Raw genomic sequence first — 11,366 nt, 5'->3', positions numbered from 1 at the left:
AGGAGCTAAAATTGACGACAAACCACGCTTGCCATACCATATTTATACGTATCTTTGTGGGCGTGTATGTGGATACAGAGAGCGCAATGTATCCTTATTATATAGACAACTCTTCTGGGGGTGCTTTGGATAGTTACTCTCTCCCTTTATAGGGGTAGAGAAACGAGAGCAAGGCTGAGATGATACCCTGAACCTGATCCGGATAATGCCGGCGTAGGCAAAGAAGCTTTCATCACACTGAGGGTGCTACACACACATCAAGCCCCTCGCTCGGCATATCCCTCCTCCCCCATTCTAGGGTTTTCTATCACGCAAAGAAGTAATAAAGAAAGGAGAGAGTTATGCAAATCATACTCAACGGACATCCACACAATACCCCAGAGGACACTACCCTCCTCGACCTTATGACCCAACTTGGGCATGCCGAGGGGCATGTTGCCGTGGCCATAGATCAGACAATAATCAAACGAGTAGCTTGGCCGGATACACCCCTACACGAAGGTAATAAGGTCCTTATCATAGGAGCAGTAAAGGGGGGATGACAAGCCGGAAGAGGAGCCGAAGAGTACTATTCTACACCCGGCTCCGTCCCTATTTATCTCCTCCAATCATATAAATAACAGAAACAATCAAACCTCATAAAGAGATAAAAATGAGAGCAAAAGACCAAACCGAAAACCTCCCCATCTCCACTGGGGCACTGCCCGGCAGTACCAAGATCTACGTACCCGGCAAGCAGTTCAAAGATATCCGTGTAGCCATGCGCCGCATAGACCTCTCGCCCACGATAGACGAGAAGGGCAACACCATACAAAACGAATCTGTAGTGGTATACGACACCTCGGGGCCCTACTCCGATCCCAACTACACAGCCGACCCCCACAAGGGCTTACCCAAGTTGCGTGCCAAATGGATCGAGGAGCGTCAGGATACCTACCGATTGGAGGCTCTTTCGTCGGAGTATGGTCGTGAGCGCCGTGCCGATAAAAGCCTCGACCACCTCCGCTTCGAGCACATCGAAGATCACCCCCTCGTAGCGGCTCCGGGCAAGCGAGTAACCCAGCTCGCCTACGCTCGTAGAGGCATCATTACGCCCGAGATGGAGTACGTTGCCATCCGCGAAAATCAACTTTGCGACGAGATTAAGGAGTACTATAAGAAGGAGAAAGGAGAGTCTTTTGACGCTCATCTTCCCGAACTTATTACGCCGGAGTTTGTACGAGATGAGATCGCTGCCGGGCGCGCCATACTCCCTGCGAATATCAATCACCCCGAGAGTGAGCCCATGATTATAGGGAGAAACTTCCTCGTTAAGATCAATGCCAATCTGGGAAATTCGCCTATATCGAGTTCGATACAAGAGGAGGTGGAAAAAGCCGTTTGGGCAACACGCTGGGGAGCTGATACCATTATGGATCTCTCCACAGGGCGCAACATCCACGAAACGCGCGAATGGATTGTACGCAACTCACCCGTACCCGTGGGCACCGTTCCCCTATACCAAGCTCTTGAGAAGGTAAAAGGCGATGCCTCCAAGCTCTCTTGGGAGATCTACCGAGACACACTCATAGAGCAAGCCGAGCAGGGAGTGGACTACTTTACCATCCATGCAGGACTTCGCTGGCAGCATATTCCTCTCACCATGAATCGCCTCACGGGTATTGTATCGCGCGGCGGTGCTATTATGGCAAGTTGGTGTACAACGCACAAGAGAGAGAGCTTCCTCTACGAGCATTTTGAGGATATTTGTGAGATACTCGCTCGCTATGATGTGGCAGTATCCATAGGTGACGGATTACGCCCCGGCTGCATTGCAGACTCTAACGATGAGGCACAATTTGCAGAACTTCGCACCCTAGGCGAATTGGCTCGCATCGCAGACAAACACGACGTACAGGTGATTATCGAGGGCCCCGGACACGTACCCATGCAAAAGATCCGTGAGAATATGGATCTCCAGCTCGACCTATGCAACGAAGCTCCTTTCTATACACTCGGTCCCTTGGTTACAGACATTGCTCCGGGGTACGACCACATCACATCTGCCATAGGGGCAGCCATGATCGGCTGGTTTGGCACCTCCATGCTCTGCTACGTAACACGCAAAGAGCACCTCGGGTTACCCAATAGAGACGACGTAAAAGAAGGCGTTATCACCTATAAACTTGCAGCCCATGCAGCGGACCTTGCCAAGGGACATCCGGCAGCCTATTTCCGCGACTATGCCATGAGCAAGGCACGCTACGAATTCCGCTGGCGCGACCAATTCCATCTTGCACTCGACAGCGAGACGGCTCTCAAATTCCACGACGAGACGCTCCCTGCCGAAGGGCATAAGACGGCGCATTTCTGCTCCATGTGTGGTGAGCACTTCTGCTCTATGCGTGCCTCGAAAAACCTCCACGATCGTATAAAAGGGGAAGAAGAATAACCCTTCACAGCCTATGCTACTGGCTATAACCCCACCCAATGCCACTCCCAAGGTAGTGCAACACTACAATGCACTACTAGGGGCGGGCTTGTCTATGCTGCTCTTGCGCTTGCCCGATGCGACCCAAGAGCAGTACGAAGATTGTATCCGAGCCATTGAGCCTCGCCACCGCAGTAAGGTCATCTTGGCGGACTACTTTCACTTGGTACCCGTGGCAGGTCTTGGGGGGATTCATCTCAAGGCCTCCCGACAAAAGGAGTGGAAGCATTGGCAAGAGGTGGCTCAAACCCAACGCATTACAGCGTCGGCGCATAGTTTGGACGAACTAGAGTCTCTCCCCTTCTGCCCCGACTTGGCTTTGCTTAGCCCCGTCTTCGATAGTATCTCCAAGGGCGGATACCACGCAAATATAGATTTGGACGAATGCCGATCTAGGCTCCCTAAGCTCCCCTTCCCGGTGCTTGCCTTGGGCGGAATCACTCCGGACAACTACCCTCTCGTGTGCTCCTATGGATTTGCAGGAGGGGCTACACTGGGCTACTTGGCTGAGCAAGAGGATGCCATGGAAGAGGCTTTTTCTCGTTTCGCTCGCCCCGAAGTACTAACGATCGCAGGGCACGACCCCTCTTCGGGGGCAGGGCTTACGGCCGATGTTCGCACCATAGAACGCCTTGGGGCTTACCCTCTATCGATTACCACTGCCCTTACCATTCAAGATGAATTTGAGTTTGTAGCGTGCCAAAGTGTGGACTTTATCCCTGCACTCCGCCAGCTACTCAAGCATCACAAACCCCATGCGGCCAAGATTGGTCTTGTTGCCTCTCTCCAAGATGTGTACACCATAGCCGATATGTTACAAGAGGCAGGAGTTCGGCAGATTGTATGGGACCCCATCTTGCAACCCAGCTATGGGAGAGATCCCTTGCACGCGGATTGGACGCCCGACCTTCTCCACAAAATTTTCTCCTACTGCTCCTTAATTACCCCCAACCTACCCGAGGCAGAACTGCTCTTCGGTACCGATTGGGAGCACAAGTTGCAGCAAGTGGCAGATACGTTCCATGTAGCTATCCTACTCAAGGGAGGGCATTCCTCCAACAGAGATAGCTCTTGCGATGTACTCTATCAACCCCACCGCGAAGCCCAATCGAGCCGAGTACCACGCACTCCCTACGATAAGCACGGCACCGGTTGCGCCCTATCTGCGGCTATTGCTACGGCACTGGCTCAAGGGGAAACACTCTCCGAAGCTTGCCGCAAAGGGCAATGGTACATAGATGCTTTGCGCCGCTCCGGCAAGACGCGTCTCGCAATTCTCCCTCCCTCCGGAGAGAGACTCAAGGCCGAGAAGCTGCGAAGAGGAAAGTTGCAATTCATTACCGATAGCCCCGATTTGGAGGAGATACTCAACCAATGCAGAGCCGCGTTGCAAGGGGGCGTACGCTGGATACAACTTCGTATGAAGACGGCATCGACTGAAGAACGAGTTATAGCCGCTCGAGCCATCCGCCAAGAGATGCAGTCTTATCCCTCAGCGATCCTGATTATAGACGATGATGTGGAGGCGGCTCTTCGCTCGGATGCCGATGGCGTACACGTGGGGCTCGACGACCTCCCCCCTGCCGACGTCCGCCGCATCCTGGGAACGGACAAGATAGTAGGAGCCACCTGCAATCGGATCGAAGACCTAGCCCTACGCTCTCTGCAAGGGGTGGACTATGTGGGGATAGGCCCCTTCCGTACCACTCAAACGAAGAAGCTCCTCAGTCCGCTGCTCGGCGAAGAAGGCATGGCCGCCCTCGTCCGTTTTAATCACACCCTACCTCAACCTATTCCCCTCATTGCCATTGGAGGAATTACTGCTGGCGACTTCTCCACCTTAGCAGGTGTAGGGGTACAAGGCATTGCCCTCTCCGGCATTATCAACCACGCTACAGATCCTCAAGCCGAGAGTTCCCGACTTGTACAACTCAGCGATCAATATTTCTAAATCTCGTACTTTACCTATGGAACAATTAACCATTGCAGGGCAAACCTTTCAGTCTCGCTTATTTCTCGGAACGGGCAAGTTTGCCTCCAACGAACTCATGCAACGCGCCATCGAAGCCTCGGGGAGCGAACTTGTAACAGTAGCCCTCAAGCGTGTGGAAACCAACAGCGACCACGACGATCTGATAGAGGCAATTCGCCGCCCCGGAGTGCATCTCATGCCCAATACCTCGGGCACGCACAATGCCGATGAGGCTATATTTGCAGCACGCTTAGCCTACGAAGCTCTCGGGGCTCGCATCATAAAAGTCGAGATCCACCCCGACCCAAAATATCTTCTCCCCGATCCTTTTGAGACGCTCAAAGCCACAGAGGTACTCGCCAAAGAGGGATTCTTTGTGATGCCCTACATACAAGCCGACCCCATTTTGTGCAAACGTCTGGAGGACGCAGGGGCTGCCGCCGTAATGCCTCTCGGGGCTCCTATCGGTACGAACAAAGGGCTTCTTACGAGAGACTTCCTACGCATTATCATAGAGCAAAGTAGAGTGCCGGTGGTAGTGGATGCCGGTATCGGAGCGCCTTCGCACGCCGCAGAAGCCATGGAGATGGGAGCCGATGCCGTACTTGTCAATACCGCTATCGCCGCAGCAGGAGCCCCCGTTGCCATGGCACAAGCCTTCCGCGAAGCCGTGGTAGCCGGTAGGCGAGCTTACGAAGCAGGGCTACCGGCAGTGGCTCATAGTGCTTCGGCCACTTCGCCCGTCGATAGCTACTTCAACCTATAAAAGACCCTATCTTTGAAAGGAAGAAAATGACCTACTACGACGAATTAATCAAACATAATTGGGACGAAGAAGAGGCTTCCATTTTTGCCAAAACAGAGACCGACGTACTGAGGGCACTAGGCAAAGATCGTTGCAATCTAGAGGACTTCAAAGCGCTCATTTCCCCGGCTGCCGAGCCCTATCTCCGGCAGATGGCCATCAAGGCCGAGGAGCTTACCCTGCGCCGTTTTGGGCGTACCATTCAGATGTACGTGCCCCTATATGTCTCCAATTATTGTGCCAACTATTGTATCTATTGCGGCTTCAATTGCCATAACCAAATCAATAGAGTAAAGCTGAGCATCGACGATATTATGAAAGAGATCGCTGTGCTAAAAGATTGGGGATTTAGGCACCTTCTTCTCGTCTCGGGAGAGGCACCAAAGCTCACCGGGGTGGACTACTACGAAGAGGTAATCAAGGCGGTTCGCCCCCATTTTGCACAGGTATCTCTTGAGGTACAGCCCCTCCACACAGAGGAGTATGCTCGCCTGGTAGCTGCGGGAATGAGCTATGTCTGCGTCTATCAAGAGACGTACAACGAGGCCGCCTACCCACAATTCCATCCCAAGGGGCTCAAAGCCAACTTCCGCTATCGCCTAGAGACCCCGGATCGCTGCGGAGAAGCCGGCGTGCATAAGATTGGTATTGGGGCCTTACTAGGCTTGCAAAATTGGCGTACCGACTCCTTCTTTACGGCTCTTCACCTGCAGTATCTGGAGCGAACCCACTGGCGTACTCGCTACTCCATCTCGCTTCCCCGATTACGCCCCCACGTAGGCTCCTTTATGCCTACAGACCCTATCAACGACCGCCAAATGGCTCAATTAATTTGTGCGTACCGCCTATTCGACCCCGAAGTGGACATATCTCTATCCACTAGAGAGAGCTCTGCCTTCCGCGATATGGCTATGCACATAGGGGCTACCACCATGAGTGCCGCCTCCAGTACAGAGCCGGGGGGGTATGCCACTCCACACACCGAGCTGGAGCAATTCGCGATTAACGATGGCAGAAGTGTAGACGAAATGGCAGCAGCCATTCGCGCTCAAGGATACGAACCCGTATGGAAAGACTGGGACGAATGGATGTAGTACTCGACCCAAAAGTGCGCTATTCACGGCAGAGTTTGCTCCCCGAGATCGGTCTCGAGGGGCAGGCTCGGCTCGCCTCTCGGCGTGCATTGGTCGTAGGAGCCGGAGGGTTGGGGGCACCCATTCTCTACTATTTGGCAGCCGCAGGCGTGGGGCATATTGGCATTGTGGAGGGCGACGTAGTAACCCTAAGCAACCTACAGAGGCAGATTTTGTACTCAGAGGCCGACCTTAACCTACCCAAAGCCGAATGCGCCCGTAACCGCCTCTTAGCCCTCAATAGCGACTGCTCGGTTGAAATCTATCCCTACTATTTTACCGAAGAGAATGCACAATCCATTGCAGAAGGGTACCATATTATCATTGATGGATGCGACAATAACCATACCCGTGAGCTTATGGATCGCACAGCCCAGCAACTGGGTATCCCCTATCTCTACGGGGCGGTCTCGCATTTTGTAGGGCAATGCTCGCTTTTCCACTACCAGGGAGCCGGAGCCTACCGCGATATATTCAGCACCGTTGATGCCGAAGCCGATACCGAGGTTATACCCGTACTCGGAGCCATGCCGGGCATTATCGGCTCCACCATGGCTCTAGAGGCCATAAAGACCCTCCTCGGGATGGGGACTTCTCTCGCCGGTAAACTACTCCGCATTGATGCCCTCCACCTAGAGACTCAACTCTTTGAGATACAATAAACGAGATGGAATGGCTCTACCGCCTCCTCTCCCCTCTTTCTCTCTAATACCCTTCCCCTTTTTCCCCTCCCCCCTAAAAGCGCTACGCCCGACAGGTAAAAACGAAAAAGATTCTGCCCGGAATCGGAGTGGCTAATAGGCTGTGAAACAAAAATTTTCTGCCCTACATTCTCGCGAGTGTAGGGCAATACTTTTTTCATTTCCACCCTGAATTTGGGACAAATAAAAGGCATTTACTCTCTCAGAAGCGAGCGAAATAATATGACAATATTTGCTCAATCAAATATTATTTTATACTATTGCAAAAGAAAGCAGTACGGGATGTACTGCGTAGTAAAAGAAAGACATTTGACTAGAGTATGTGCGAAAGATCTACAATTAACGTTCTAAACAGGGTTCGTTTTTCCTGGATATGTATTTTATGTCTCAGTTTAGTCCCCTGGGGATCATGGGCACAAAGTAAGTCATGTAGGGTAACAGGGGTAGTTGTAGATAGCCTCACCAATAGTCCTATACCCTACGCAACTGTGGAGTATCAGCCTAAAGATAACACCCAGCACTCCGGAGGAGCTATTACACTAGATGATGGGACGTTTATATTACAGGTACCCTCGGAGGGTCTTGTCCGATTCACAATTCACTCTTTGGGTTACAAAACCCAATCATGTGAACGAGCAATTGAGAGTCCCCAAAGCCAACTCGATACCATCCGACTAGCCCCCGATGAGGCACTCCTCGGAGAGGTTACAGTAGTGGCTCGCCGGAAGTTAATTCAACTCTCGCCCGTAGGCTTGACCTATGATATGAAAAACGATGCCTTAGCACAGACCGACAACCTCCTATTTGCCCTCCGCAACGTTCCATTGGTAAGTGTGGACGGAGAAGGCAACATTCGCATCAAAGGCTCGTCTAACTTTTCTGTCTATATTAATGGTACGCCCTCTCGTGTTGCCTCAATGAGCCCCACGGAGGTGCTGCGAGGTATCCCTGCCAATACGATTAAACGAGTAGAGGTAATTACCCAAGTAGATGCCCGTTACGATTCATCAGCAGGAGATGCAATCCTCAACATCATTACCAACCACAAAAGCCTTGATGGCTATAGTGGCTCCCTCTCGCTAGGAGGTTCTACAATACCCACGATAGAGGGAGCTACCTCTCTCACACTTACTAAGGGGAAACTGAGTGTCGCTCTTGCTTACGACTACAATTATACCCGACATACCAATCAACCTGTAGAAATTTATAGACGCACATTTAAAGATACACAGACCCTCAGCGAACTGAAATCCTCACAAAAAGGGAGCGATGATAAAGGGATTTTCCAATACCATACAGGGCGCATCATGGGAGAATATACCCTCGATAGTCTCAACATGCTCTACGCCGATGGGCATTTTATTGTCTCATCAATCAATAGCCAAGATGTGTCTCAGCAGACCTTTTCTCCCCTTGGAGCACCGACCCGTTATGCAACCTTAGACAGAAGGGCGAGCATACTAGAAGGCTCTGTTGAAGGGAATCTCATTTATCGCAAACTCTACGCTGATGATAAAACGCCTCGTTTTTCCATTGGTTATCGCTACGCATACAATCCCGATCAGCGATATAACGATATAACTGAGCGGCAGTATCATGATGGATTTACCTCTTGGGAGAAGTCTCCTTTCGACGAAACTCGTCGCAAAGAACTCTCCCGAGGTGGCTTGAATGAGCATGCCTTACAAAGTGATTACCAGTTCCGTTGGGGAGGTGCTCATGCCATGCAAATCGGGGCGAAAGAGATAATCCGTTTAGGTAGCTCCCATCCCGAGTACTATACATGGGACTACGGAAAGAAAGATTGGCAACCTATAGATAATCCTCTTTATCAGTTGGGAGATATGAACCAGTTGCAGAGTGTAGCATCAGTTTACGCCAACTATTCATGGAATAAGGGTCTCTTCGGGATGAGCTTGGGCTTGCGAGGAGAATTTATGTACGACAAGATCTCCTTTTCTCAGGACGAGAAGCGAAACTTTCAGACGCAAGCCTTGCATCTGATACCAACACTCAATCTCTCCTACAATCTGACAGATCGACAACAGTTGTCATTTTTCTATAAGATAAATCCCATCCGCCCCTCTATTTGGAGTCTGAATCCATATAAAAGTCAATCCGGTCCTTACGATCTCTCTTTTGGCAATCCCGATTTGGAGTCGGAGCGTCAGCATAATTTGAATCTGTCGTACACTCTATTTTCCAATAACTATTACCTTAGTCTGAGCGCAGGATACAACCAGACGAACAATGCAATTATGCCCATAAGCTACCGGGATAAAGCAAATCCCGACATCCTGTGCAGTACCTATGCCAATGCGGGGATACACCGGAAGCCTAGTGTTAGTGTTTGGATGAATTGGCGTCCTATCACACCCCTCTCCCTCTTGTTTTACGGAGATTTTGGGTATCATCTGTTTGATTATGCCCCTCAGGGGATACAGCAACGGAGCTGGGAAAATAAACTCATGGTCAGTGCAGACATCTCACTTTCCAAAGCATGGTTCTTGGGGGCATCGTGGTATTACAATGGCAATCCACCACAACTACGTACGACCTATTCCTACAGCCATTGGTACAGCTTCTACGTGAAGAAGAGTTTTTGGGATAATAAGTTAGATGTAACATTTACGGTAAAACATCCCTTCTCACAATACCATCGCTTTGAGACGAAGATGTGGGGAGACGGCTTTGAGCATCGTCAGGTTAATCACATCCAGTCTCGCTCCATCGGGCTTAAGCTTTCGTACAACTTTAATTCGGGAAAGAGTCGTAAAGTAACCCGAGATCAAAGCCTCTCAACAAGCGACCTTGATACACAGACCGGCGTTAGGTAAGATGGTAACGTTAAGGACGATGATTCCTCAATCGGGGAAACAAGTTTTTCTCTCCTCAGTAAAATCTTCATGGTTTTACATTATGTAGAATGCTTGATGGTGCAACTTTCACCTCTTGGGAAAAAGATTTACATTTGTGGGTGAATTACAAAATAATGATTACCCCTCAAATCCGAATAGGATAAAAATATTGGGAAAGTTCTATACAGAAAGCCTCAGCACTGCCCTCCCCTCCTCGGAGGAATAAGCAAAGGTATTTTCTTTCTTCACCCTATGCTTTGAGGGGAAAAGAAGCAAATAAAACCATTCATCCTATTATTGTAACTAAGAACAAACGAGTCATGAACAAACAAACATTACGCACAATCCTCCTTGCCCTAGTGGCTACGCTGGGAGTAGGTACAGCACTGGCACAGACCGAATACGACCTCCAGATTGCCGGTACAAAGGTTAATTCCAACAATTGCAACAACCTCTCCATAATCGAAGGCGTAACGGGTACTGCGAAGTACGACAACACCACCAGGACCCTCACCCTCGATAATGCGACTATCCACACCACGGCAGAGGGAGATAATGGTGTTGGCATTATACATGGTATTGACAACCTAAAGATTCAACTCATTGGCAAAAACACCATCTCTGCAGAGGGGAGTGTGGGGATGATCAATGGAGGCATTTGCACTCTCACAGGTAGCGGAGAACTCATAGTAAATGGTTCCACAACAGCCAGTAAAAAAGAGAACCGTCTAGGCATTCTCAACAGGAATACGATCACCGTATCCGGTTGCACCCTCGAAGCTAGTGGAGGGGAATCCGGACTCTCCTCCGGTTACTGGAAGTTTGACCACTGCAACGTGCGCGTAAAGGGCGGTGGTAGCAGCGAAAACAAGTATGTAGGCAGCATTGACTATATGTGGGACAAGGAGCCCGAGTTCACCGGCTGCGCCATTACCACCCCTATGGGAGCTTACTGGAAAGAATTCCAAATCAAAGGCTCTAGCTACTACACCCTCTTCGGTGCCGACAATATGGTCATAACCGACTGGGTTACCATCAGTAAAGGAGCATCTAGCATCGGAGAGGTGAAAGCCAACGTACCGCAGAAGAAGCGCGGCATCTACAACCTTGAGGGCATCCGTCTCTCGAGCGAATGGAAGGACCTACCTGCCGGTATCTACATCGTAGATGGCGAAAAAAGGATAAAAGAATAGAAACAGAATCCTCCTAGTGCCCTGTGCCCAGGGTACAGAGTGCCGCCGATCCGTAGGAATATATCCCCTATAGGTCGGCGGTGTTGCATCCCATCTATTCCAAGGCTGCCGAATAGATATCATCCACCCCTCACGAAGATGCAACCGCCCTCACGGAGCAAGAGCCCGCACCACGCACTGCGCTATACACATCGCCCCCCTTAATCGTCCGTCTGCATACGTCGGAAAAACAGT

8 protein-coding genes and 1 riboswitch are annotated in these 11,366 nt (G+C 50.6%); all 8 genes read left to right on the top strand.

Annotation, left to right across the window (positions count from 1 at the left end; all coding sequences use genetic code 11):
• Window positions 1-106: 106 nt before the first annotated feature.
• Window positions 107-238, top strand: a riboswitch (TPP riboswitch).
• A gap of 103 nt (window positions 239-341) precedes the next feature.
• The 8 genes from thiS (at window position 342) to POREN0001_RS07890 (ending at window position 11,132) form a co-directional block, all read left to right on the top strand.
• Entirely contained in the window at window positions 342-542 is a 201-nt protein-coding gene (thiS, locus tag POREN0001_RS07930) for a sulfur carrier protein ThiS (RefSeq protein ID WP_004334953.1), read from the top strand.
• A gap of 110 nt (window positions 543-652) precedes the next feature.
• Window positions 653-2,431, top strand: coding sequence for a phosphomethylpyrimidine synthase ThiC (gene thiC / locus POREN0001_RS07925; RefSeq protein WP_004334946.1), 1,779 nt, complete (start codon window positions 653-655; stop codon window positions 2,429-2,431).
• A 13-nt stretch (window positions 2,432-2,444) separates the two neighbouring features.
• On the top strand, window positions 2,445-4,421 hold the full coding sequence (gene thiE, locus POREN0001_RS09150; RefSeq protein ID WP_004334962.1) for a thiamine phosphate synthase: 1,977 nt from the start codon (window positions 2,445-2,447) through the stop codon (window positions 4,419-4,421).
• A 16-nt stretch (window positions 4,422-4,437) separates the two neighbouring features.
• A complete protein-coding gene (locus POREN0001_RS07915) occupies window positions 4,438-5,208 on the top strand; it encodes a thiazole synthase (RefSeq protein ID WP_004334959.1) in 771 nt (256 codons plus the stop codon).
• Between the two features lie 26 nt (window positions 5,209-5,234).
• A complete protein-coding gene (gene thiH / locus POREN0001_RS07910; protein WP_004334955.1) occupies window positions 5,235-6,341 on the top strand; it encodes a 2-iminoacetate synthase ThiH in 1,107 nt (368 codons plus the stop codon).
• Window positions 6,314-7,042 (top strand): HesA/MoeB/ThiF family protein, encoded by a 729-nt coding sequence (locus POREN0001_RS07905; protein ID WP_224208838.1) that lies wholly within the window; start codon window positions 6,314-6,316, stop codon window positions 7,040-7,042. The genes thiH and POREN0001_RS07905 overlap by 28 nt, the downstream gene beginning before the upstream one ends.
• 359 nt (window positions 7,043-7,401) lie before the next feature.
• Window positions 7,402-9,918 (top strand): TonB-dependent receptor, encoded by a 2,517-nt coding sequence (locus POREN0001_RS07895; protein ID WP_004334961.1) that lies wholly within the window; start codon window positions 7,402-7,404, stop codon window positions 9,916-9,918.
• Between the two features lie 341 nt (window positions 9,919-10,259).
• Window positions 10,260-11,132 carry a hypothetical protein gene (locus tag POREN0001_RS07890; protein WP_004334957.1) on the top strand — a complete coding sequence of 291 codons (873 nt, stop codon included), beginning with the start codon at window positions 10,260-10,262 and terminating at the stop codon, window positions 11,130-11,132.
• Window positions 11,133-11,366: the final 234 nt, after the last annotated feature.

The sequence above is a fragment of the Porphyromonas endodontalis ATCC 35406 genome (assembly GCF_000174815.1).
Taxonomy (GTDB): domain Bacteria; phylum Bacteroidota; class Bacteroidia; order Bacteroidales; family Porphyromonadaceae; genus Porphyromonas; species Porphyromonas endodontalis.
The sequence above is the reverse complement of the archived record's forward strand: the minus strand, read 5'-3'. Positions and strand labels throughout refer to the sequence as shown.